23 protein-coding genes are annotated in these 22,822 nt (G+C 31.6%); 8 read left to right on the top strand and 15 right to left on the bottom strand.

All coding sequences use genetic code 11. The annotated features are described in order from the left end of the window. Window positions 1-667: 667 nt before the first annotated feature. Window positions 668-1,900 (bottom strand): ABC transporter permease, encoded by a 1,233-nt coding sequence (locus tag G4L40_RS11880; protein ID WP_166237420.1) that lies wholly within the window; start codon window positions 1,898-1,900, stop codon window positions 668-670. 7 nt (window positions 1,901-1,907) lie between these two features. Here G4L40_RS11880 and G4L40_RS11875 point away from each other — a divergent pair, with 7 nt between their 5' ends. Next, the gene (locus G4L40_RS11875; RefSeq protein ID WP_166237419.1) at window positions 1,908-3,206 is read left to right on the top strand and encodes an exo-beta-N-acetylmuramidase NamZ family protein; all 1,299 of its coding nucleotides are present in this window, start codon (window positions 1,908-1,910) and stop codon (window positions 3,204-3,206) included. Window positions 3,207-3,239: 33 nt separating this feature from the next. Here the strand turns inward: G4L40_RS11875 and G4L40_RS11870 are convergent, their stop codons facing one another. Both G4L40_RS11870 and G4L40_RS11865 read right to left on the bottom strand, forming a co-directional pair. Further along, window positions 3,240-3,641, bottom strand: coding sequence for a PH domain-containing protein (locus G4L40_RS11870; RefSeq protein ID WP_166237418.1), 402 nt, complete (start codon window positions 3,639-3,641; stop codon window positions 3,240-3,242). 1 nt (window position 3,642) lies between these two features. After that, window positions 3,643-4,137 carry a YkgJ family cysteine cluster protein gene (locus G4L40_RS11865; protein WP_166237417.1) on the bottom strand — a complete coding sequence of 165 codons (495 nt, stop codon included), beginning with the start codon at window positions 4,135-4,137 and terminating at the stop codon, window positions 3,643-3,645. A gap of 74 nt (window positions 4,138-4,211) precedes the next feature. Here G4L40_RS11865 and G4L40_RS11860 point away from each other — a divergent pair, with 74 nt between their 5' ends. Further along, on the top strand, window positions 4,212-4,916 hold the full coding sequence (locus G4L40_RS11860) for a class I SAM-dependent methyltransferase (RefSeq protein ID WP_166237416.1): 705 nt from the start codon (window positions 4,212-4,214) through the stop codon (window positions 4,914-4,916). Window positions 4,917-4,956: 40 nt separating this feature from the next. Here G4L40_RS11860 and G4L40_RS11855 read toward each other — a convergent pair whose 3' ends face one another. The 8 genes from G4L40_RS11855 to G4L40_RS11820 form a co-directional block, all read right to left on the bottom strand. Further along, the gene (locus G4L40_RS11855) at window positions 4,957-5,334 is read right to left on the bottom strand and encodes an energy transducer TonB (protein ID WP_166237415.1); all 378 of its coding nucleotides are present in this window, start codon (window positions 5,332-5,334) and stop codon (window positions 4,957-4,959) included. 4 nt (window positions 5,335-5,338) lie between these two features. Further along, complete coding sequence (locus G4L40_RS11850) at window positions 5,339-5,971, bottom strand: 7-carboxy-7-deazaguanine synthase QueE (protein ID WP_166237414.1); 633 nt, start codon at window positions 5,969-5,971, stop codon at window positions 5,339-5,341. Between the two features lie 118 nt (window positions 5,972-6,089). Continuing rightward, the gene (locus tag G4L40_RS11845) at window positions 6,090-7,757 is read right to left on the bottom strand and encodes a tetratricopeptide repeat protein (RefSeq protein ID WP_166237413.1); all 1,668 of its coding nucleotides are present in this window, start codon (window positions 7,755-7,757) and stop codon (window positions 6,090-6,092) included. A gap of 8 nt (window positions 7,758-7,765) precedes the next feature. After that, window positions 7,766-8,692, bottom strand: coding sequence for a PstS family phosphate ABC transporter substrate-binding protein (locus G4L40_RS11840; RefSeq protein ID WP_166237412.1), 927 nt, complete (start codon window positions 8,690-8,692; stop codon window positions 7,766-7,768). Window positions 8,693-8,921: 229 nt separating this feature from the next. Beyond that, complete coding sequence (locus G4L40_RS11835) at window positions 8,922-9,722, bottom strand: energy transducer TonB (RefSeq protein WP_166237411.1); 801 nt, start codon at window positions 9,720-9,722, stop codon at window positions 8,922-8,924. A 36-nt stretch (window positions 9,723-9,758) separates the two neighbouring features. Beyond that, on the bottom strand, window positions 9,759-10,325 hold the full coding sequence (locus G4L40_RS11830) for an ExbD/TolR family protein (RefSeq protein WP_166237410.1): 567 nt from the start codon (window positions 10,323-10,325) through the stop codon (window positions 9,759-9,761). 18 nt (window positions 10,326-10,343) lie between these two features. Then, the gene (locus G4L40_RS11825; protein ID WP_166237409.1) at window positions 10,344-10,979 is read right to left on the bottom strand and encodes an ExbD/TolR family protein; all 636 of its coding nucleotides are present in this window, start codon (window positions 10,977-10,979) and stop codon (window positions 10,344-10,346) included. A 62-nt stretch (window positions 10,980-11,041) separates the two neighbouring features. After that, window positions 11,042-11,863, bottom strand: a complete 822-nt coding sequence (locus G4L40_RS11820) for a MotA/TolQ/ExbB proton channel family protein (protein ID WP_166237408.1) — start codon at window positions 11,861-11,863, stop codon at window positions 11,042-11,044. A 346-nt stretch (window positions 11,864-12,209) separates the two neighbouring features. Between G4L40_RS11820 and G4L40_RS11815 the strand changes: the two genes are divergently transcribed. The 3 genes from G4L40_RS11815 (at window position 12,210) to G4L40_RS11805 (ending at window position 14,553) form a co-directional block, all read left to right on the top strand. Beyond that, window positions 12,210-13,727 (top strand): helicase HerA-like domain-containing protein, encoded by a 1,518-nt coding sequence (locus G4L40_RS11815; RefSeq protein WP_166237407.1) that lies wholly within the window; start codon window positions 12,210-12,212, stop codon window positions 13,725-13,727. A gap of 87 nt (window positions 13,728-13,814) precedes the next feature. Beyond that, entirely contained in the window at window positions 13,815-14,183 is a 369-nt protein-coding gene (locus tag G4L40_RS11810; RefSeq protein WP_166237406.1) for a DMT family protein, read from the top strand. A gap of 4 nt (window positions 14,184-14,187) precedes the next feature. Continuing rightward, entirely contained in the window at window positions 14,188-14,553 is a 366-nt protein-coding gene (locus tag G4L40_RS11805; RefSeq protein ID WP_166237405.1) for a cupin domain-containing protein, read from the top strand. On the opposite strand, the gene G4L40_RS11800 is transcribed toward G4L40_RS11805, so the two are convergent. The 3 genes from G4L40_RS11800 to G4L40_RS11790 all read right to left on the bottom strand — a co-directional run bounded on the left by G4L40_RS11800 (window position 14,550) and on the right by G4L40_RS11790 (window position 19,682). Next, entirely contained in the window at window positions 14,550-15,770 is a 1,221-nt protein-coding gene (locus tag G4L40_RS11800; RefSeq protein ID WP_166237404.1) for a hypothetical protein, read from the bottom strand. The genes G4L40_RS11805 and G4L40_RS11800 overlap by 4 nt on opposite strands. After that, complete coding sequence (locus tag G4L40_RS11795; RefSeq protein WP_166237403.1) at window positions 15,760-18,255, bottom strand: DUF2339 domain-containing protein; 2,496 nt, start codon at window positions 18,253-18,255, stop codon at window positions 15,760-15,762. The genes G4L40_RS11800 and G4L40_RS11795 overlap by 11 nt, the downstream gene beginning before the upstream one ends. A gap of 86 nt (window positions 18,256-18,341) precedes the next feature. Continuing rightward, the gene (locus G4L40_RS11790; RefSeq protein WP_166237402.1) at window positions 18,342-19,682 is read right to left on the bottom strand and encodes an FAD-dependent oxidoreductase; all 1,341 of its coding nucleotides are present in this window, start codon (window positions 19,680-19,682) and stop codon (window positions 18,342-18,344) included. 148 nt (window positions 19,683-19,830) lie between these two features. Between G4L40_RS11790 and G4L40_RS11785 the strand changes: the two genes are divergently transcribed. From G4L40_RS11785 to G4L40_RS11775, 3 genes are read left to right on the top strand one after another with little or no spacing between them, the layout of a single operon-like run. Next, entirely contained in the window at window positions 19,831-20,466 is a 636-nt protein-coding gene (locus tag G4L40_RS11785) for a flavin reductase family protein (protein ID WP_166237401.1), read from the top strand. Further along, window positions 20,466-20,609: a DUF2256 domain-containing protein gene (locus G4L40_RS11780; protein WP_166237400.1), complete on the top strand. Its 144-nt coding sequence runs from the start codon at window positions 20,466-20,468 to the stop codon at window positions 20,607-20,609. The genes G4L40_RS11785 and G4L40_RS11780 overlap by 1 nt, the downstream gene beginning before the upstream one ends. A 21-nt stretch (window positions 20,610-20,630) precedes the next feature. Continuing rightward, window positions 20,631-22,163: a cryptochrome/photolyase family protein gene (locus G4L40_RS11775; protein ID WP_166237399.1), complete on the top strand. Its 1,533-nt coding sequence runs from the start codon at window positions 20,631-20,633 to the stop codon at window positions 22,161-22,163. A gap of 24 nt (window positions 22,164-22,187) precedes the next feature. Here the strand turns inward: G4L40_RS11775 and G4L40_RS11770 are convergent, their stop codons facing one another. After that, the gene (locus G4L40_RS11770; RefSeq protein ID WP_166237398.1) at window positions 22,188-22,763 is read right to left on the bottom strand and encodes an NUMOD4 domain-containing protein; all 576 of its coding nucleotides are present in this window, start codon (window positions 22,761-22,763) and stop codon (window positions 22,188-22,190) included. Between the last annotated feature and the right edge of the window lie 59 nt (window positions 22,764-22,822).

Raw genomic sequence — 22,822 nt, 5'->3', positions numbered from 1 at the left:
TCTTTTTATCGCCTCTCATTCGATTAGCGGGTGCAAAAGTACAACTCTTTTTTAATCTGGCAAGCTTTTTTGAAAAAATTTTTTGATTATTTTTTCTAATCCACTTAGCCACTATTTTTAAGAACTTGTACTCCCCGATTCTTTCGTTTCGGGTCGGCAAAGATACTACCTTTACTTTATATTATCCAAATCTTTTTTTGACTTTTTTTAAAGTTTTTTTGATTTGTTTAATCTCCCAGTTTGTGTATGAACTTCTGCTCTAATGCGGGTGCAAAAGTAGAAATCTTTTCTTTATCCACAAGCCTTTTGTAATCTTTTTTTCGTCTTTTTTCTGATGTTTTTCTTAACTCACTGATAACAAGGATTTAATACAACAAAGTTTTTTTTTATTTAACCGCAAAGGTGGCGCAATGGTTGCGAAGGATTTGTTAAACATATAAGTCATGTAAGCTTTTTTTTACTTATATATAATATAGGTAAAGTTCATAGAAGTGGATTGTGGGCTTAACTCCGTTAAGCCATAGCCTGCTGCAAAGGAGATTCCTTCTTCGGCGGAAGGACAAGGGCAAGTTCAAGTACAAAGGATTCCTCGCAAGCTCGGAAAGGACAAGGGTAGCGATAAATAGATATTTATCTGGAATGCAAAAACGTGTGCTGCTAAAAAAAATTAATCGAAACGTATTGCTTTTACTGGTGAAATTTTGGTGATGATGTAAGATGGGATTAACAACACCAACAAACAAACGATTACTGTTCCGATATTTAATAATACAATGTGAATCAAATTAATACTTACGGGCGCTTCGTTTACGTAGTAGTTTTCGGGATTGAGTTGGATTACGCCGAAGAATTTTTGAATTAACAATAAGGAAATTGCGATTAGATTTCCCCAAAATAATCCGCGGGCGATTAAATAGAAAGCGTTATAGAGGAATATTTTTCTAACATTCCAGTTGTTAGCACCCATGGCTTTTAGAATTCCAATCATTTGGGTGCGTTCTAAAATTAGGACTAACAATGCTACTACCATATTAATAGTAGCTACCACAATCATTACAATTAGAATTACTAAAATATTAAAATCAAACAATTTTAGCCATTCGAAAATGCTGTAATACTTTTCTTCGATGGTGATACTATTATATGTAGGCGGAATTTCTTTGTAGACTTCCTCCCCTTTTTCTTTGATTTTTGAGAAATCATCTACGAAAACTTCAAATGCTCCGACTTCTGTTGGTTGCCATTTATTGATGAGTTGCACGTGGCGAATATCTCCTATTATATAAGTAGCATCGAATTCTTGAAAACCTGAGTTGAAAATTCCAGTAATTAGGAAGTTTCTTTTATTTGGAAGTTTTCCGTTTTCTTTCATGAAGAAAGTTAGAAACTTATCTCCTACTTTTAAATGAAGACGTTTAGATAAGTATTCCGAAATCAGAACTTCAGTATTAAGTTCGGATTTTAGATTTGGGATTTTACCATCGACTAGATATTCTTCTAAATTGGTGAAATTATAATCTTTGCCAACACCTTTATATATGATTCCTTCGAAAGCTTTTTCTGTGCGAATGATTCCGGCTTTACTTGCTACGGCTTGAACGTGACTTATTCCTTCTACATTTCTGAACCTAGGATAAAAACTTTGATTGATGGAAATAGGTTCAGTAGTAACTTGCGATTGATTGTCATCGAAATTAGAAATAATAATATGTCCGTTGAAAGCTGAAACTTTCTCGCGAATTTTATCTTGAAGTCCAACACCCGTAGCCACCGCCATAATCATCATAATAATTCCGATGGCAATTGCCGTAATCGCAATTTTTATAATTGGCGAAGAAATACTACTTTTATAACTTTTAGCAGCAATTAGTCTTTTGGTTATGAAATATTCTAAATTCAAGGTTTTTATGACATCTAAATTATTTTTCAAAAGTACATTATTATTTTTTTCTTTACTAATCGTTTCGTGTGGAAGTAACAAAAAGGCTATTCCGCAGCTAAAACCGAGCAATAATAATGTTAATTTGACTTCTTCTTCAACAGATGTCGCTTTTAAAACCGGTGCTGAAAACTTTGAAAGTTATTTGCCTTTATTGAAAGATAAACGAGTTGGAGTTGTTACAAATCAGACGGGTATTATTAAATATGAGTCAATTGAAATGATATATGTACAAGATCCAAGAATCAAACCTCAAGCTAAATTAACAAATAAAGAAGTTTCAATTGTCGATTTTCTATTAGAACAAAACATCAATCTTCAGAAAATTTATGCTCCTGAACACGGTTTTAGAGGAACAGCTGATGCAGGTGAATTAATCGTTGATGGAAAAGACACCAAAACAAATTTGCCGATTATTTCCCTTTACGGAAACAACAAAAAGCCAAAACCAGAACAATTAGAAGGAATTGATATTTTGGTTTTTGATTTGCAAGATGTTGGCGCGCGATTTTACACATATATTTCGTCGTTACATTATGTGATGGAAGCTTGTGCGGAAAATAATATTCCACTTTTAGTCTTAGACCGACCAAATCCGAATGGAACTATTATTGATGGTCCGATTTTAGAAAAAGAACATAAGAGTTTTGTTGGGATGCATGAAATTCCGGTTTTGCATGGGATGACGATTGGCGAATATGCAAAAATGATTAACGGAGAAAAATGGTTGAAAGATAGTCTACAATGCGATTTGAAAATAGCGCCTTGTTTGAACTATTCGCACGATATGAAATATAGTTTACCTGTGAAGCCTTCGCCTAATTTACCGAACGATCAATCGATTAATTTATATGCGAGTTTGTGCTTTTTTGAAGGCACGAATGTAAGTTTAGGTCGCGGTACCGAAAAGCAATTTCAAATTTACGGTTCACCATTTTTACCTGAAAGCGAATTTGATTTCAGCTTTACTCCGAAACCAAATTTTGGAGCTAAAGACCCTGTTCATAATGGAAAGTTATGTTTTGGCGAAGATTTAACAGAAATTAGAAAAGTACACCGATTAGAATTAAAATGGTTATTGAAAGCCTACGAAAACACAGCAGATAAAACCGTTTTCTTCAATGATTTCTTTACCAAATTAGCCGGAACCAAAAAACTTCGCGAACAAATTGAAGACGGAATAACCGAAAAAGAAATTAGAAAAACTTGGCAAGAAGGTTTGGAACAGTTTAAAGAAGTGAGAAAGAAATATTTGATTTATGAATGATGATGGATGATGGGAGTAAAATTAACTTACTAATTAAATTGCAACTTCAATATTGGGATTAATCTTTATCAATTCATTTACAAATAACTGCTTATCTTTTGGGGAAATGTAAATCTCATCAAATTTATTATATTTAATAACTAGTCTATCCAAAGATAAAGCTGGCGCACTAAGTATTGAATTTGATTTTTCAATTTTTCTGATTGAATTGATTTCAATATTATCATTCACAATCCACATACTTTTTACAATCAGTTTATCTTCACTAATGATATATCTTGTAGTTTTAGACACAAATAGAATTACAAAAATTATCCCAATCAATGCCAGATAACCAAACATTTCGCCATCAAAAATTGACTGTATACTTCTGAATATTGGGTAAATTAGTGGTAATCCTAACCACCAATCGACTTTTGATTTATAAATTTTCATATTACAAAGGCAACTTCTCCTTCATTTTTTCCACAATATTAAACGCAGCTGGACAAATTGCAACATTTTTCAAAGTTAAATCTGAAATTTGTTGGAATTTCTTTCTGTCGGTATGTGGGAATTCTCGACAGGCTTTTGGGCGAACATCGTAGATGAAACATTTGTTGTCACTATCTAAAAACGCACATGGCACACTTTTTAAAACGTAATCATTATCTTCATCAATGCGAAGATATTGGTCGATAAATTGTTGTGGTTTTTGACGAAAACTTTTCGAAATTCGTTCAATATCGGCCGAAGTAAATAAAGGTCCGGTTGTTTTGCAACAATTGGCACACTCCAAACAATCCGTTTTTTTGAATTCGGCATCGTGTAAATCTTGCATTACATAATCCAAATTCTTGGGTGTTTTCTTTTTTAACTTGTCAAAATACTTTTTGGTTTCGTTATGTGTATCTTTGGCAAGTTTTCCGAGTTCGTCGATTTTTGGTTTCAAGTTTAAAGTTTCAAGTTGAGCCACAAAGTTAAGAACTTGAAACTAAAAAACCCTGAAACTTTAAACAAAAAGCAATGAAAGACCTTTTCGGAAAAGCCATTTTAGACTATCAAACCAATAATTCTCCAGAAGATTTAATTACTGAAACTTCAATTTCGGAAGCAGATGAAATGAGCGTTGCCTATTTGTTTCGTGATTTTAAAGACATGCCCAAATTAGAACAAAAGGCTTTGCAATTAGCAAAAGGAAAAGTTTTAGATGTAGGTTGCGGTGCTGGAAGTCACGCTTTGTATTTGCAAGAAAAAGGTTTTGATGTTACCGCAATTGATATTTCGGAAAATGCAATTAAAGCTTGTGAATTGCGAGGTTTGAAAAATTGCAAAGTTTCGGATGTCTTGGACTTAGATACTTCAGAAAAATTCGATACTATTCTTCTTTTGATGAATGGAACTGGGATTTTCGGAAAAATGAATCAGATTTCGAAGTTCTTGCAAAAATTAAAATCGCTTTTAAATGAAGGCGGACAAATTTTAATTGATAGTTCGGACTTAATTTATATGTACGACCAAGACGAAGATGGTGCTTACGAGGTTCCTGCAAATGGTTATTATGGCGAATTAACGTTCACTATTCAATATAAAGGAGAAACCGAAGACACTTTTGATTGGTTATATTTGGATTATAACACGCTACAAAACGCCTCAAATGCAAATGGTTTAGAATGCGAATTGATTTTAGAAGGGAAGCATTTTGATTATTTAGCGAAGCTATACATATAAAAACGAAAAATCCCAAAACTATCAATTTGGGATTTTTTGTTTATTTAAATGTCAAAGGCATTTTTAAGTTAATGCTAACTGGCTTTCCTCCTCTTGTTGCAGGTTGCCACTTTGGAGCTTTTCGCAAAACTCGAATTAATTCAACAGCCGAATTCGTTCCTAAATCGCGAACAACTTTTATATTTTTTACTTCTCCATTTTCATTTACGGTGAATTCAAAAATAATTTGTCCTTTTTTTTCAACTGTTTGAGTATCAAAATTGGTAATTATGTAATCGTAAAATTTATCAATTCCTCCATTTTGAAATTTGGCTTCGATAAACTCACCATCTAAGTACACTTCATCTTCTCCTCCTAATTGAGAAAAGCTCAAGTTTGAAAACAACACAAATACGGCTAATACTAAAAACTTCTTCATATAATTAAGGAATATTCAAATATTTATGCGTTTGCAATGAAACTCTCCATTTTGGATTGTTCATCACATAATCAACAATCAAAGGTGTCATTTCTTCTTTTTTACTCCATTCGGGTTGTAAAAATAAAATGGCGTTTGGATTTACTTTAGCTGCTTGTTCTTCTGCAAAAATGAAATCGTGTTTATTGTAGATGATTACTTTTAATTCGTTAGCGATATCGTAAGCACTTTGAACTGGTAATTTATTTTTCTTTGGCGACAAACAAAACCAATCCCAAATTCCCGAAACTTCGTAAGCTCCAGAAGTTTCAATATGTACTTTTAGATTTTGTGCTTTTAATTTAGAAGTCAATAACTTCATGTCCCATGTTAAAGGTTCTCCACCGGTAACTACAACTGTATCGGCATATTTTTTGGCGTTGGCAACAATTACATCGGTATTCGTTGGAGGATGTAATTCGGCATTCCAACTTTCTTTTACATCACACCAATGGCAACCTACATCACAACCGCCAATTCTAATGAAATAAGCTGCTGTTCCTGTATGATATCCTTCGCCTTGAATCGTATAAAACTCCTCCATTAAAGGCAACATTTCGCCTTTTTCAACCGCTAATTGTGTTTCTTTCTTCAACATTTACTTTTAAAATAGTTTGCAAAGATACTTCATTTAATTAAGAATTAAAATCATCTTTATTTTACAAACAAAAAAAGCCAGTAAAATACTGGCTTTTTATATTCTTGAGAATAATTTATTATTTTAATGATTTTAAAGAATCAGTAGCATAAGCATTTGTAGCATCTAACAATAATGTTTTATTGAAAAACTCTTTTGCTTTTGCTATATCAGAATTTGCATAATGCGCACCGATATTATTATATGACTCAATTAATTTAGATTTGTTTGATGGTTTAGCCATTTCTTCAGCACCTTTAGCTGTAATTTTTTCTAAATATGCTTCATAATTCTTAGCCATATTTTCATCATTCTCTAACAATCTATTGCATCTTGCTTTAAAAATATATGCGTCTTGATAATTTGGCGAAGATTTTAAAACATTGTCAAATGCTATCTCTGCTTTTTGTAAATCTTCAATATTTGGTTTTACACCATTCTTATTGTTATCATAATAAACAGACAAACCATAAAACAAGTTATCATCTAAGTAATTTTTGTTATCTGATTTTGAAGCCCCAACTTCAAAAATTGAAGCCGCTTCTTTATATTGTTTTTGTTCAAAAAACTTAGCACCTATCGCATTAAATTCATTAACAATAATTACTTCTTTTTCAACCGCTTTATTTAATTCCGCTACAGCTTCTTTTAATAAAGTTGCATCTATAGTTTTACCATCTGCACTAGTTCCTTTTTTAATCTTTGCTAAACCTAAATACAAATAATCACGACCAATTATTTTATTATTAGGGTTTGACAAATAATCATTTAAAGATTTAATAGCTAGATCTGTATTTCCATTTTCATAAGCAGCATATCCTAAATAACGTAAAATTCTTGGATTTACATTATCTAATTCTTTCATTTTATTTGCTTCAACTTCAAGTGCTTTATACTCTTTTGCTAGAATTAAGAAATCCGCATAACGCATACGAGAACTTAAAGAATAGTCTGTCATAGACATGTATTTTTTATAAAATTCTAACGCTTTTGCAATATTTTGAGTATACGTTTTTGGTTGATTGTTTGCCCAATAATAATAAGTTTCAGCTAATTCTCTATAAGCAGGACCATAATTTGGATTTGCAGCAACCACCTCATTTAATGCCTTTTCTGCTTCAACATATGCTTTTGCTCCTTTTAACAAAACGCCAGACTGCATTTTAGCACGAATTAATGTTGGATCAAATTTATATGCATCTCTATAAGCAACATATGCATCATTTTGATTTTTATCACCATAATATGCGTCACCAAGTGCTAATAAAACTTTAGCATTTTCTGGATGATTTAATTTAGCTTTCAACATTACTTCTATAGCAGCTTTGTAATTTGGCTTATCTGCATTCATATAAGCTTGAGCCACATAGATGTATTCTTCAAAATCTTTCTTTTTAGTATCTTTTAATACTAAATCAAATTTTGTTTTCGCTTCAGCAATTTTATTGTTATCTAAATCTATTTGACCTAAACCAATTTGATTAAGCTTTGAAAATTCTGAAGCACTTACACCTTTATCAAAAAATAATTTTGCAGAATCCTGCACGTTTTGCTTAAGATATATTGTACCCAATAAAAATGCAGCTTTACCATTAGAAGGTTTGGCTTGATAGATTGCTTTTAATTCAGATTTTGCTTTTTCATATTGTTCAGCATCAATAGATTTATTAGCTTGAGCAAAATCTTGCGCATTGCTAATAGTTGCTGTTGCTAATAATGCAATACTAAAAACTAATGTCTTTTTCATACCTAATTTTATTTATTTTCTTCTTTAATTATTTCTTTTCTAGTTACAATTTTGCGGCTTGGGAAGCGAGCTGGAACCAAACCTGCTTGTAAAACAATTCGTTGTCCTTTTTCTCCTGTAATAAATGAACCAAAGCCCATTCCAAGACCTGCATAACCTTGACAATTTATAATATACAAATCACGTGCCAAAGGATATTTTTGAGAAGCAATCATGTCTTGACTTGGAAAAACAAACTCGTTTTGATTAATTCCTTTTACGCTTAACATTTTAATTGCATCTACATATTTTTGATTTTCAACTGTTGGTTGTGTAAGCCAATTTAAGCCCACAATACCTACATATTCAGGGTTTTCAGCAATATATTTTATCAATTCTTCACTTGTATTTACAGAAAAAATATTATCTGCTTGAGGTATAGTTTCAATTTTTGCTAATTCTGTTAAACTGCGAACAGTACTAGAATTAGCACTTTCAAAAACTAATCCTTTAATTGATGCAATATTTTTTCCATTCAAAAAATTTACCACATCAGCCAAATCAATTGAAGTTGTAGCCGAAGAAATTCCTTTTATAAAAACAACACCATCTGTTGCAAAATGTGTAACTTTTGGCGTTATATTTTTGTTTTTAATTTGTGTTTCTTCAGCAACTGATAATTTTCTCGACAAGATTGCGATTTTTTGTTTTCCAGAAAGCAAAGCTGCAATTGCTTGGTTTTCGGGTTGTGAAACAATACTAATAGTTGCATCATAATTTGTTTCAAAAATAATTTTTTGATCTTCTACGATTGGAAATAAAGTTTCATCAACTACTATTTCTGCGTTTCCTTTCAAAATATTTTCACTATTTTTTGCTTCATCCTTTTTGGAACAAGAAAATGAAATAAAAAATAATGCTAGTAAAAGAAAAATATAACGGTAAGTAGTTTTCATAAAAATTAATCTTTATTAAAAAAACGAAAAAATCTTAAAAATGAATACACAATTAAAACAACTCCAAGAGCTAATCTATAGTTTGGCGCCATATTTAATGGCAACTCTTTCCAGAAAATAATTATTAAACCGAAAAACAAATAGATTAAAAATAGGAGTACTCCTATAGCAAGAAGAAACCGCTCTTTGAGCGATTTCTCCATAAATTTATTAGCTAATTTTTTGAGCATTATTCAGCTGCAGCTTGAATTGTAATAGGAAGCTGGTACTGTACTCTAATTTTTTTACCATTGTTTTCACCTGGCGCCCATTTTGGACAATTTTTAAGTACTCGAATAGCTTCTTTATCTGTTCCGTGACCAATATCTTTTAATACTTTGATATCCGTTAACGAACCATCTTTTTCAACTACGAACTGTACAAATATTCTACCTTTTAATCCGTCCACTTCTGGAACTTGGAATTTACTTCCAACATATTTGTAGAATTTATCAATACCACCTGGGAATTCTGGTTTAACAGAAATAACAGCCATGTTGTACACATTATCGTCTTCAACAGGTTTAGTTGGACCATCACCTACAGGTTTCTCAAATTGACGTTCAGCATCTTCATCTCCTTTTCTGTTTGCATCAGAAATATCTTTGTCTTTCATATCATCAATCTTAGCAACAGCTTCAGTTACTTCTTCTGTTTTTGCTACGACTGGCTTAACGAATTTCACTTGATCCACTTTTGGAGGTGGTGGAGGTGGAGGTGGTAAATTTTTAATTTCCTCTACTTTTTTTGGAGGTAATTTAATGGTTACAATTTTTTCGTCTAATGTAGTCTCCTCTTTAGCCGTTGCACTTTCAATTAATGCCATAATTTTTGGCGTGCTCAATGCTAGAACAAAAACGAATGCACCTAATATCATTGCAATCGCAGTTGTTTTTGGATTTTTTTTACGCAATTCATAAGCACCATATGCTTGATTACGTCCTTCAAAAACGATATCTAACCACGAAGTTTTTAATATATCTAATTTCATTTTCCTTAATTAATAGATTACTAAATAAGCTACTGCTTATTTCTCTTCAATTAGTTTTTTCTCCTCAGGAGTAAAATCGTTCACGATAGCATAAGTTGGTACATCTGTAATTGCCATTTCATCTAATATATCTACAATATTTCTATAAGTAGATTTTTTAGAAGGTTTAATAATTACAATCAAACCATCACCAGGTTTACTTCCTTGTTTCGATGCACAATATTCAGCAACCGACTTAACTCTTTTAACTAGTTCTTTTCTGATACCATTCTTACCATAAGTAGCATCTGTAGGTTTACCATTAGGCTCTGGAGCCTCTAACAAACCGTGGAACCATTTAATTTTATTATCATCTCCCAATAAAATAGTCATAGTTCTCTTTTGATCTACTTTGATATCTTTTTCATCAGTTTTCTCATCACCTTTATCCGGCAAGCCTAAATTCATAGCTTGTGGTTTAGATAACGATGTTGTCAACATAAAGAATGTAATCAATAAGAATGCCAAATCCACCATGGCAGTAAGATCAACTTTTGCGTTGCTTTTCTTACTTCTTACCTTGCCGCCTTTGTCACCACCACTCTCGGTATTTAATTCAGCCATTGTTTATCTTTTTATATTTTAATAATCTTTACCTCTAAGACCCGTAACTAAATCAAATTGATTAACTTTTTGGTCTTGTAACATATCCATCACTTTTTTTACTGAAGGATATTCTTGTTTTGCATCGCCTTTAATAGCGAAGTTAAGGTCTTTATCTGCTATCTCAGAAGTAGCAATACGCGCATTATATATCCATTCTTTTAACTGATTGTCTGTAGAATCAGCAGGAATTCCAGGTTGGAAACCAGGTTTGTTTCTATCAGAACTTTTCATTGCAATAATTTGACTCAAATTTTGAACCGGTACTCCGAAAGATTCAATTAGTGCAAATTGTTCCATTTCTTCTTCAGAAAAAGAAAGTTTATATTTTTGAGCCATTAATTCCAGCGTACGTTTTCTAACGTCTCTTCCGGTTACTCCAAAAAATATACTAATACTATCTTTAGCATTTACATCTTTCCCTATAGTGATTGTTGCCAAATCAGTTTCTGGCAATTTTGTTTTCACTGTAGAAGAAGGCGTATCAACAGGAAGTGGCTCTTGTTGTTTTGCTGTAGCCGTCAAAATAAAGAAGGTAAGCAAAAGGAAAGCCACGTCACACATTGCTGTCATGTCGATAGACGTAGATTTTTTGGACATTTTAATTTTAGCCATTAATTCTTTTTTAGTGTTTAAAACTTTTTTGAAATATTCTTCTTAAAAATTCTAATACTTATTTAGTTTTTTAAACTTCCTCTGAAACGTCTGTAAGTATTAACAAGTGTAGATCCAGCTTCGTCGATTGAATATGTTAATGTATCAATTTTTGAAGTAAAGAAGTTATACGTTACAATTGCTAAAGCAGAAGTAGAGATACCTGTAGCTGTATTAATTAACGCTTCAGAAATACCATTTGCTAATGCAGCTTGGTCTGGAGTTCCAGTTGAAGCTAACGCACCAAACGCTTTGATCATCCCTGTTACCGTTCCTAATAATCCTGCTAACGTACCTAAAGATACTAATGTAGAAAGGATTGTTAAGTTTTTCTCTAACATTGGCATTTCTAATGAAGTTGCTTCTTCTACTTCTTTTGCGATAGTTTCTGATGCTTCTTCACTATTGAATCCTTCTTTTTTAACTTCTTGATATTTTACTAAACCTGCTCTTACAGCATTAGCTACAGAACCTTGTTGGTTATCACATGTAGCAATAGCACCATCAATATCTCCTGAAGTAATACTAGCTTGAACATTTTTCATGAATTTATCTAAACTACCTTTTCCAGCTGCTTTAGAAATAACAAAGAAACGCTCAAATGAAAAAACAACTACCATTAATAATAATCCCATCAATACTGGTACGATTGGTCCACCTTTATAAACCATTGCTAAATAGTTTCCTGGTAGTGGATGTCCTGTATTAACTCCACCTTCGAAGTTAGAACCATCTCCCATAATGAAACTCCATACTATCCATCCAATAAAGATACACCCTACAATAACAAGTCCTGAGAAAATACTACCTCCGTTTGAACCAGTTTCTTTTTTTACGTTTGCCATTTTTTTAAAAATTTTATTAGTTTTAAAATGTTGATTATTCTGTTAAGTGTTACAATTCAAACTTAACCGGGGTCAAATTTAATTTTTTACTTTGAAAAAAAAAACTTTTTTTGGGTTTTTACACCTAATGTTAAGAAATAATAACAATAAGTTTACCAACGTGTAAAGTTAATGTTAAACCATATTCTTTTTTTATCGTAAAACTTTAACATAATCTCTTTAAAAACGAGAATATTTTTCTTTTATTATAGCAACTAATAAAAAAATATTCATTTAATTACTTCTCTTTGCTTGTTGCAAAAAAAACAATAACTTGCACTACTAATTCATGAAATTTTTCAAAAAAATGAGCAAAACAACCGATTTTAGCACACACATAATCGATGGGTATACATGTAAAGGCAATTTTATTACTTTGGGTGGTGGAATTTTAGATGGAGAAGCAATTGCAAACACACATGTCAAAATCCCTTTAAAAACATTAAATCGTCATGGGTTAATTGCTGGTGCTACAGGTACTGGAAAAACCAAAACTATTCAAGTTTTATCTGAGCAATTGTCGCTAAACGGAATTCCAGTTTTAATGATGGATATTAAAGGAGATTTTTCTGGAATTGCAATGCCGGGTGAAGAAAAACCGTTTATCACAGAGCGACATGAAAAAATTTCGATTTCATATGAAACTAAAGGATTTCCGGTAGAATTAATGACGATTTCAGAGCAAAATGGTGTTCGATTACGAGCTACGGTTTCTGAATTTGGACCTGTTTTATTTTCAAGAATTTTAGATTTAAATGACACACAAGCTGGTGTTGTTTCAGTAATTTTTAAATACTGTGACGATAATAGTTTGCCATTATTAGACTTAAAAGACTTTAAAAAAGTATTACAATATGCCACCGAAGAAGGTAAATCTGAATTTGAATCTGAATATGGAAGAATTTCAACCAGCTCTACAGGTTCAATCTTAAGAAAAATCATCGAATTAGAGCAACAAGGTGCGGAGTTGTTTTTTGGTGAAAAATCATTTGATATTCAGGATTTACTTCGCATTGATGAAAATGGTAATGGTTATGTCAACATCATTAGATTAACTGATATTCAAGATCGTCCAAAACTTTTCTCCACTTTTATGTTGAGTCTATTGGCTGAAATATACAACACCATGCCTGAGCAAGGTGACGCAGAACAACCAGAATTAGTGATTTTTATTGATGAAGCACATTTGATTTTTGACCAAGCAAGCAAGGCTCTACAAGACCAAATTGAAACTATTATAAAATTAATTCGTTCAAAAGGAATTGGTGTTTATTTCATTACTCAAAATCCTATGGATGTTCCAACAGGTGTTTTAGCACAATTGGGATTAAAAATACAACATGCTTTGAGAGCATTTACAGCGAATGATAGAAAAGCAATCAAAATGACCGCTGAAAATTATCCCGATACTGATTTTTATGAAACGGATGAAGTATTGACATCATTAGGAATTGGTGAAGCCTTTGTAACAGCATTAAGCGAAAAAGGAACTCCAACGCCATTAGTAGCCACAATGATGCGCGCTCCAATGAGCAGAATGGATATTTTAACAACAACCGAAATTGAAACTTGTATTGCTAAATCAAAACTGGCTAAAAAATACAATGAAGTTTTAGATCGAGAAAGTGCTTATGAGTTGTTAAACAAAAAAATAGCTGAAGCACAAGAAATCGCTACCGAAGAAGAACAAAAAGAAGAAACTAAAAGAGCAAAAGAAGAACCAAGCACAACCGAAGTCATAGGAAAATCGATTACAAAAGTGGTTACGAGTGCGAGTTTTATTCGCGGCGCTTTTGGGTTATTAATGAAGATGTTTAAAAGATAGTTGGAAGATTGAAGTTGGGAGTTGGAAGTTGGAAGAAATAGTTTTCAAACTTTCATCCTTTTAAACTATAACCTCATAAACTAAAAAATGAAAGGTTTTATCACAATAGGACTACTAATACTTTCTAATGTTTTTATGACATTGGCTTGGTATGGACATTTGAAATTTAAAGAATTAAAATGGTTTGAGAACGCAGGCTTAATCACGATAGTTTTGATTAGTTGGGGATTAGCTTTGTTTGAGTATTTTTTTCAAGTTCCTGCAAATAAAATCGGATTTCAAGGTAATGGTGGCCCTTTTTCATTAATGCAATTAAAAGTGATTCAAGAAGTAATTACTTTAGTAATCTTTGTGATTTTCTCGATGCTATTCTTTAAAAACGAAACCTTCCGATGGAATCACGCAGTAGGATTTTGTTTTTTAATATTGGCAGTTTATTTTATTTTTAAGAAGTAACAAAATGAAAAAATATTTTATCCAAAAAGCACCATTTGTAGTTCCAACGACTGATGGAAAGTTGATTGAAGAACACCACGGATTGACAACTACAAACAATTCCAGCATTTCAATTGCGCATATGATTGCACCACCAGGTTGGAGCGAACCTTTTCAAACACCTGAATTTGATGAATACACCTACATTATTAAAGGTAAAAAGCAATTTATCATCGAAGACGAAACAATAATTTTAGAAGCAGGTCAATCCATAAAAATTGAGAAAAACACACGCGTTCAATACTCAAATCCGTTTGATGTGCCTTGTGAATACTTGGCTATTTGTACGCCAGCTTTTGATTTTAACAAAGTTCATAGAGAAGAAGATTAATTTTTCTTCTCTACATCTTTTAATAATCCTAAAGCGAAAAAACCAATAATTAATCCAGCTAGAATAATAGCGGTCCATAAAAACCATTTGGTTTGCCAGAATTGTTGTATTGGTTTTGCTTTATTAAAATTTATCTCTTTAAAATCTGAAATTCTGACTATTTTTAATTTAGACAAATCATTCGGCAAAAATTTTATCAAATCGTATTGAGGTTTTGACAAAGTAGAATCAACAATTAGTTCATAGTTTTTAGATGCATCCAAATCTGCTATCAAATAAAATTGATTTTGTAATAATTGAATCTCATGAATTTCCAACGGCTCATTATCTAAATTTTCAATTTCTATTTCGAAATCTTTTGCTTTAAAACTTTCCCACTTAAAACTATTGGCTGTATTTGAATCTAAATTAAAATTAGCAACTAACTTTCTGTAAGTTTCTTCTCTTCTTTTTACTCTCCTGGTTTCATTTATAAAGACAGAACCAGCTCTAAAAAATCTAGAATTTCTAATTTTAAAAGTAATTCCATCTATGGTATGAAAATCATTTGCTGAAAACTTAATAATGGTTTTCTTGTTCGTTTTATCAACAACTATTTTATGCTTAAAATCTTTTAATACAGCTGTTGGCACTACCTTATTTTCTCCTATGTAATAGCCTACTTCTAAAAGATTTACAGGCAAAGAGTTCTTGTTGTTAAACTCAATTTTTAAATATCTATAAGAGTTATTAGGAAATGAAACGGTTTTTCTAACATACGTTTTTTGAAAATCATTTAAATCATACAACATTGAATTCATTACTAATCCAAACCAATGAATTCCATCATCACTTCCACTTATATTGAATTCTTTATTAATTCCTGTGTTAGCAATTTTCAAACTTAATTCTGAACAGTATTTCATTCTATCAACTACATTTACAACATAGTATGAAAGCGAATCTTTAATCTGCTTGTTTTCTGCTATTCTTAATTGAGCGTATCTGTTTGAAAAAAAATTATCTTTATTAAAATCAACTACAAAAGGAATTTCTTTTTTTCTTTCATCATAAAGTCTCAAAAAATCAAAATTTTCATTACTAGCAACTCGAACTCTAGGTTCAATCAAAACTTTGTAAAATCCTTTTTCTTGTACTTTTTCAACAATTCCACTATGGCTTTGGCCAAAGCAAAAAATCGAAATAAAATAAATCGGAACAATTAAATTAATTTTCATCTGAACTAGCATTTTGAGATTCATCTACCACTAATTTTTTGATTTTTTGATATACAAACGAAATAATCAAAATCAACACTCCTAATAATATGAATGCAATTATTTTACCAGTTTCAGAAACATTATTGATATCGTAAACGAATAATTTTACAATTGTTAATCCTAACAAAGATAGCGCAATGATTCGCAATTGTTTCCACAGCTTTTTGATTCCAAATATTAGTAATGCAAAAGATAAAATTCCCCATAAGATTGGATAGCCAATTTTTATTACTTGCACTTTTATGATGTTTAATTTGCCTTGAACGTTGTATTCGTTACTGTAAAAAGTTTCTTTTGGCAAATCAGAACCTTTAAAATCTTCGTCAATTTGGTTTAGAATAGTTGTTGATTCTACTGCGAATAAATTATGTACAATTAATTCGTTGCTCAAAATATAAACACCGCAAAACACTAAAATCCAAACCGCAATTTTAGATTTTAAAAAAGCAATGTGGGATTTATTTAGAATTTGATTGGCTAAGATTAAAATATAATAGGTTAAACAAGCCAAAATAATGTAATGAAAATTAAATGCAATTGAATAGTTCAAGTTGTTGGTAATATTCCAAAGCACTTCTTTTGAAGGAATATTATACCACCAAACCACGTATAAAGCAACATTAATCATAACGAGTACCGTTGCTATTTTTTGAACCAATTCTTCTTTAGATTTTATTCCGAAGAAAACAAATACGGTACTAAAAATAAAATGATATCCAACCGACAATGACAAAGCTGACGATGAATTCGCAATATGCTGACCAGATTGGTGAATAATTTCAAAAATTCCAACAAAATATCCTAGAATCAAAGCAATCCAGATAATACCATTTCGATAAAAAACGGGATCAAAGTCGATTTTAAAAATAGAAGTGGCTTCGTTTTCTTTTTTCAACAAGAAATAAGTTCCAATTAAAAATAACAAAACTACAATTCCGGTAATGAAAATAGGATTCAATATAACTAAAAGTTCAGTGTTTGAAAAACGATATTGTTTATCCCAATCGATAATTAAACTAATAATTGATAAAAACTGAACTACCATTGCGCCCAATTTAAACAAACTGATTTTAGATTTTTGTGATAACCAAAATAACAAAACCGCTTCGGCAGCCCAAAACAATGTAATTTGATTACCTTCAAACTGAATTGGAATCGTTAATGTTACAAATGTTAGTACCAAACCAATTAATAAATACACCGCATTTTTATCCAACCCAAATTTCTTGAATAAAATAGCTGCATAAACTAAATTATAAATCGCCAACGAAAGCGTGAACAAACCTTTGAATTCAATTCCCCAATTATGTAAAATTCCCATTCCTAAACCAAAATACACAAATGTATTGGCAACTACTATAAAGTAATCTAATGTAGAGAATTCGCCCTTTCTTCTTACATTATTTAAAACGGCAACAATACTGAAAACAAAATAATACAACGTAGCAAAAGCTAAAGCGCCTTGATGTGGTAATTTATCCGCATACAATTCTTTGTAGTACCAAGAAGAGAAAAGCAAATTAGTAAACACAAAAGATAAAATGGTGACTAAATTCCATTTTTTATAATAGGCAATTCCAAGAATTCCGATGTTTAAAATAGCGATATAAGTAAATAAAACTATATAATTTCCAGAACCAGTACTTACCATAAACGGAACGGCAAATCCTCCAATTAAAGACAAAACGGCTAATTCTTGTCGATCATAATTCACTGAAACAAACGTACTAAAAGCAGTAATTACGACCATAATTGCAAAAGCAACCGTTTGACTAAACAAATGATAATCATGGAAAGCTATGGCAATAGTAAAATAAAAAATACTAATCGCACCAGCAACCATTACCGAACTAAATGCTTTGTAATTTTGTCTTAATTTATGAGCCACACCCATTACTAACGAACCTGCAAGAATTCCAATACCAACTCGAGCGGTTTCGTTAATCCAATCTTTATCGATAGCATATTTAACAAAGAAACTAATTCCTAAAACCAGAATTAAAATTCCAATTTTATTGATTAAGTTTTCTCCTATGAATTTTTCTAAATCGGGATTATTTTCTTTGAAATTTTCAAACCAAGTTTTCTCTGGTTCTCTTGCTTGTTCTGGTTCAATCGCTTGAATATAGATTTTCTTTTTGACTTCTTCTTTTTCTTTAACAGAATCTACAACTGGAATGATTTCAGGTGTTTTTTCAACAGCTTCAATTGGTTTTTCTACTATTTCTTCCACAATTGGTTTTGGAATAATAGCTTCTTTTTGAATTTCTGGAGCAACTTTTGGAATGTCTTTAACTGATTTTGAACTCAATTCATCTCTCAATTCATTGATTTTTTCGTGTAAACGATAAACCGTATCTTGAAGTTGCTGAAACTTTGAATTGATATTGGTTAAAAGTACAATCACAATAACCAAAATGGCAAGTAATAAAATAGTATCCATGAAAGTGAATATTTAGTCCATTTCAAAGATAAACTATTTTGTAAGAAAAAAATCCAAATTTCAAATTAATGAAACTTGGTTTTTAATTATTTCAATAACTCTAAAATCTTATTTTCTACTTCTTCTGAATTCCAAATTTCTTGAATATTATCGATTTTCAAAACCTCTTGCATGATTTCATTTTGAAAATCGCCGATTGCTAATGCTTCAGAATAGGGTTGTAAACTAAAAGTTACTCTACTATATAAAGGCAACCACTTGTCTGGATGTTTATCAGAAAACCATTTTTCGATTTTCTTTTGTAATAGAAATTTCTCATCGGCAGTTTTGGCACTCATCTCTACAAAATTTCTTCTCGAAAGTTCGGCAATTGCATCAGCATTTGGTTTTCTTGAAACTTCATATTCTGAAAATATTTTTGTCCAATCGTCACCGTACTTTTGCATCATTTCACTCAAAATAGTAATATCTTCAAATCCTGCATTCATTCCATGCCCATAAAATGGTACAATTGCATGCGCAGAATCTCCAATTAATGCCACTTTATCTTCAAATGTCCAAGGAAAACATTTCATAATAGCTAAATAACTATTAGGGTTTCTAAAAAAATCACGTACTAAATCTGGAATAACATCTTTTGTATCAGGAAAATATGTTGCAAAAAACGAAACCAATTTTTCTTCATTAGTCAACGATTCGAAAGAATTTTCACCTTCTATTGGCATAAATAAAGTACATGTAAATGAGTTATCCAAATTAGCCAATCCCATCAACATAAAGTTTCCTCTTGGCCAAATATGCAACGAATGAATATCAATTTTTGGTGAACCATCCGCATTGGCTGGAATATGCAATTCTTTGTAGCCAATTTTCATAAATTCTTGCGAATAATCAAACATTGATTGACGTTGCATTCTGTGTCTTATTCTAGAAAAAGCGCCGTCAGCTCCAAAAACTTTATCGTATTTTAATTCGGTCCAATCTCCTTGTTCTGTTTCACCTTCCCACAAAGTTGCTGTGGCTAATGTTACATCCCAAATTTTTCGCTCAAAATAAAATGTTACACCTTCAGCTTCAGCTAAATCAACCATTTTTCTATTTAAAACGCCACGCGATAATGAAAAAATAGCTTCACCTTCTTTTCCATAATATTGATAATTCAACTTTCCATCTTGTAAATGAATTGCTCTTTTATCTACTGGAATTCCAATTTTTCTAATTTCATCTTCTAAACCAACATCTTTCAGCGCTTTCCATCCTCGATTTGACATCACCAAATTAATTGAACGTCCTGAAAATTCAACCGTTCTTATATCGGGACTTCTGTCGTAAACATGAACAATATGCCCTGCTCTTTTTAAATAGATTGCCAGTAAAGTTCCTACTAATCCAGAACCTACAACAGCAATTTTTTGTGGGGTTTGCATGAAGATTTTTGTAAAAATTTGGATAGCAAAAGTAAGCAATTATAAATTTTAATTCCTGAATTTTATCATATTTTCAATCCAAAACAATGTTTTGTTTAATTATTTTTAATTTTAATTAAACAAAATTATATCTTTGAATAAAAATCTCATGAGAAAAATAACTAAAGAAGATTTATTCCAAATGGCTAAAGTTCCAAGATTGAACTTGGTTAATTGTTTAACCGGTTACAAATCAGCTAATTTAATTGGAACCATATCAGCTGAAGGCGTTTTGAATGTTGCCATTTTTAGTAGTGTTACGCATTTAGGAAGCGAACCACCTTTGTTGGGATTTATTTTAAGACCTATGACTGTTCCCAGAGATACCTATAAAAATATAAAAGAAATTGGATATTTTACGGTAAACCACATAACCGAAGAAATGATAGCAGATGCACATCATACATCTTCAAGTTATGAAGAGCCTATTTCAGAATTTGACAAAACTAAATTAGAATCTGAATTTATAGACAATCACAAAGTACCTTTTGTAAAAGGAAGTCCAGTAAAACTATTGTGCAAATATGTAAACGAATATAAAATCATAGAAAACGATTGTATTCACATTATTGCTTCTATAGAAACTATATATGCGGATAAAAATCTCTTTCACGATGACAATTGGATGCAATTGGACAAAGGAAATATTGTTGCTATAAATGGATTAGACGGTTATGCCGTTCCAAAATTAACCGACAGATTTCATTACGCCCGACCTGATAAACCAACAACTTCTATGTTATAATGTCACATAAAAAAGTAAATCTTCCCGAAAAAATCTGTAAAACTTGTCAGCGCCCGTTTTCTTGGCGAAAAAAATGGGAGAAAAACTGGGAGAAAATTGAGTATTGTAGTGATAAATGTCGAATGAATAAAAATTCTAAATAAAAAAATCGGGATTAAAAAAAGATGAAAACACTTCGATTACTTTTGGGCGACCAACTCAACTCACAACATTCTTGGTTTGATGAAGTCAATCCAGATGTGGTGTATGTAATGGCAGAAATGCGTCAGGAAACGGATTATGTAAAACATCACATTCAAAAAGTCGTGGCGTTTTTCATTTCGATGCGAAATTTTTCGGAGGAATTGATAAAAAGAGGTCATCAAGTTATCTATTATAAAATTTCAGATGTGAATAATCCTCAGAATTTAGAACAATTGATTTTAGATTTGGTTGAAAAGAATAAAATCGAACAATTTGAATATCAACTTCCGGATGAATATCGCTTGGATGAACAATTAAAAAACATCTGCGAAAAACTTTCCATTCCAACAAAAGCAGTAGATTCAGAACATTTTTATACGTCTAGAAATGAATTAGCTGTTTTTTTTAAAGGGAAAAAGCAACTTTTGATGGAAAGTTTCTATCGCATGATGCGAAAAAAAAATGATGTTTTAATGGTCGGCGACCAACCGCTAGACGGAAAATGGAACTTTGACCACAACAACCGTAATCAATATAAAAACGAAGTTCCGATTCCGTTTCCTTTGGAATTTCATAAAAATGTGAGTGAACTTGTTGCTGAAATTGAAGCAAAAAACATTACCATTTTTGGAAGTATTGATAAAGAAAATTTCAATTGGCCTACTTCAAGAAATGAAAGTTTGCAATTGATTGACTATTTCTGTAAGCATTTGTTGGAGCATTTTGGAGCGTATCAAGATTCCTTATTTTCTGAACATAAATTTTTGTTTCATTCGCGTTTGTCTTTTGCGATGAATTCGAAAATGATTCGTCCGAAAGAAGTGGTTGATACTGTAATATCTTACTATTATCAAAATCAAGAAACGATTGAATTGGCGCAGGTAGAAGGTTTTGTGCGACAAATTATTGGTTGGCGTGAATATGTTCGAGGAATTTATTGGAAAGAAATGCCTAATTATGCGCAAATGAACACATTAGAAAACTACAATCCGCTACCTGAATTCTTTTGGACTGGAAAAACCAAGATGAAATGTATGCAACATTCGATTTCCCAAAGTTTATCGGAAGCGTATGCGCATCATATTCAGCGATTAATGGTAATTGGTAATTTTTCTTTGTTGACGCAATTACATCCTGATGAAGTGGACGCTTGGTATTTAGGCGTTTACATCGATGCGATTGAATGGGTGGAAATGCCTAATACACGTGGTATGAGTCAATATGCTGATGGCGGCATTGTGGCAACCAAACCTTATGTTTCGTCAGGAAGTTACATCAATAAAATGAGTAATTATTGTGGTAGTTGTCATTACAAAGTAAAAGACAAATTAGGCGAAAAAGCTTGTCCATTTAACAGTTTGTATTGGCATTTTTTAGATGAGAAAAAACAACATTTTGCCAATAATCAAAGAATGAGCATGATGTTAGCGCTACTAAGAAAAATGAAACCAGAAGAATTAGCGGCTACGAAAAAAAAAGCAATTTCGATTTTGGAGGATATGGAGAATTTATAAAAAAAACCGAAGCAATGCTTCGGTTTATACTTGTATATGCCCCCAATTTTCACCACTTTTTATTCTATAAATTTGCATTTCAGAAACATTAAATTCTTTTGCGGTTTTTCTAACGCTGAATTTTTCACCTTGTCGCTTCATTTTTAATTTAATTCGAATCACTTGGGTAGACGTTAATTTTCTTCCATCTCTTTTAATATTATCTTCTTGAAATTTCTTAAATGCTGCTTTTACAGCTGGGCTTTTATGGCCGTGAGCGCGCATCTCATTATAAGTTGCCCATTTTAAATTATACAACTGATTATTCATTTTATCATAATCAAGATGTAAAACATATTCTTGGTCTTCACTTTCTCTCGGAATAAAAAGCTCAGCAACCATTTTATGAATAGCATGAGAATAATATTTTTTTTCTCCATTACACATTCTAACATAGCGCAAAAAAAGAAAACCTTCCGTTGGAGCGCCTTTTAAAATTTTTCCATTTTCAATTGTATCCGTAAAGCTTTTAAGTCTGCCATAGTTTGATACAGCATATCTAACCTTTCCGGGTACTTGAATAGAATATTCTTTCCACTGTTCAATTACAAAGTGACTCATATTTTTGTCTTTAAATAAATTATGGGGGGGAATTATTTTAAGACTTATCGTCTGATTTT

Source organism: Flavobacterium celericrescens (assembly GCF_011392075.1).
Classification (GTDB): Bacteria; Bacteroidota; Bacteroidia; order Flavobacteriales; family Flavobacteriaceae; genus Flavobacterium; species Flavobacterium celericrescens.
This window is presented reverse-complemented; position numbering and strand designations above follow the sequence as displayed.

What these genes read in the sequence shown, in the direction of transcription:
- G4L40_RS11775 (WP_166237399.1), top strand. Translation starts at nt 20,631, where the DNA reads ATGAAAACACTTCGATTACTTTTGGGCGACCAACTCAACTCACAACAT.
- G4L40_RS11845 (WP_166237413.1), bottom strand. Translation starts at nt 7,757, where the DNA reads ATGAAAAAGACATTAGTTTTTAGTATTGCATTATTAGCAACAGCAACT.
- G4L40_RS11875 (WP_166237419.1), top strand. Translation starts at nt 1,908, where the DNA reads ATGACATCTAAATTATTTTTCAAAAGTACATTATTATTTTTTTCTTTA.
- G4L40_RS11855 (WP_166237415.1), bottom strand. Translation starts at nt 5,334, where the DNA reads ATGAAGAAGTTTTTAGTATTAGCCGTATTTGTGTTGTTTTCAAACTTG.
- G4L40_RS11790 (WP_166237402.1), bottom strand. Translation starts at nt 19,682, where the DNA reads ATGCAAACCCCACAAAAAATTGCTGTTGTAGGTTCTGGATTAGTAGGA.
- G4L40_RS11850 (WP_166237414.1), bottom strand. Translation starts at nt 5,971, where the DNA reads ATGTTGAAGAAAGAAACACAATTAGCGGTTGAAAAAGGCGAAATGTTG.
- G4L40_RS11830 (WP_166237410.1), bottom strand. Translation starts at nt 10,325, where the DNA reads ATGGCTGAATTAAATACCGAGAGTGGTGGTGACAAAGGCGGCAAGGTA.
- G4L40_RS11780 (WP_166237400.1), top strand. Translation starts at nt 20,466, where the DNA reads ATGTCACATAAAAAAGTAAATCTTCCCGAAAAAATCTGTAAAACTTGT.
- G4L40_RS11870 (WP_166237418.1), bottom strand. Translation starts at nt 3,641, where the DNA reads ATGAAAATTTATAAATCAAAAGTCGATTGGTGGTTAGGATTACCACTA.
- G4L40_RS11805 (WP_166237405.1), top strand. Translation starts at nt 14,188, where the DNA reads ATGAAAAAATATTTTATCCAAAAAGCACCATTTGTAGTTCCAACGACT.
- G4L40_RS11860 (WP_166237416.1), top strand. Translation starts at nt 4,212, where the DNA reads ATGAAAGACCTTTTCGGAAAAGCCATTTTAGACTATCAAACCAATAAT.
- G4L40_RS11820 (WP_166237408.1), bottom strand. Translation starts at nt 11,863, where the DNA reads ATGGCAAACGTAAAAAAAGAAACTGGTTCAAACGGAGGTAGTATTTTC.
- G4L40_RS11815 (WP_166237407.1), top strand. Translation starts at nt 12,210, where the DNA reads ATGAGCAAAACAACCGATTTTAGCACACACATAATCGATGGGTATACA.
- G4L40_RS11825 (WP_166237409.1), bottom strand. Translation starts at nt 10,979, where the DNA reads ATGGCTAAAATTAAAATGTCCAAAAAATCTACGTCTATCGACATGACA.
- G4L40_RS11810 (WP_166237406.1), top strand. Translation starts at nt 13,815, where the DNA reads ATGAAAGGTTTTATCACAATAGGACTACTAATACTTTCTAATGTTTTT.
- G4L40_RS11835 (WP_166237411.1), bottom strand. Translation starts at nt 9,722, where the DNA reads ATGAAATTAGATATATTAAAAACTTCGTGGTTAGATATCGTTTTTGAA.
- G4L40_RS11770 (WP_166237398.1), bottom strand. Translation starts at nt 22,763, where the DNA reads ATGAGTCACTTTGTAATTGAACAGTGGAAAGAATATTCTATTCAAGTA.
- G4L40_RS11800 (WP_166237404.1), bottom strand. Translation starts at nt 15,770, where the DNA reads ATGAAAATTAATTTAATTGTTCCGATTTATTTTATTTCGATTTTTTGC.
- G4L40_RS11785 (WP_166237401.1), top strand. Translation starts at nt 19,831, where the DNA reads ATGAGAAAAATAACTAAAGAAGATTTATTCCAAATGGCTAAAGTTCCA.
- G4L40_RS11840 (WP_166237412.1), bottom strand. Translation starts at nt 8,692, where the DNA reads ATGAAAACTACTTACCGTTATATTTTTCTTTTACTAGCATTATTTTTT.
- G4L40_RS11795 (WP_166237403.1), bottom strand. Translation starts at nt 18,255, where the DNA reads ATGGATACTATTTTATTACTTGCCATTTTGGTTATTGTGATTGTACTT.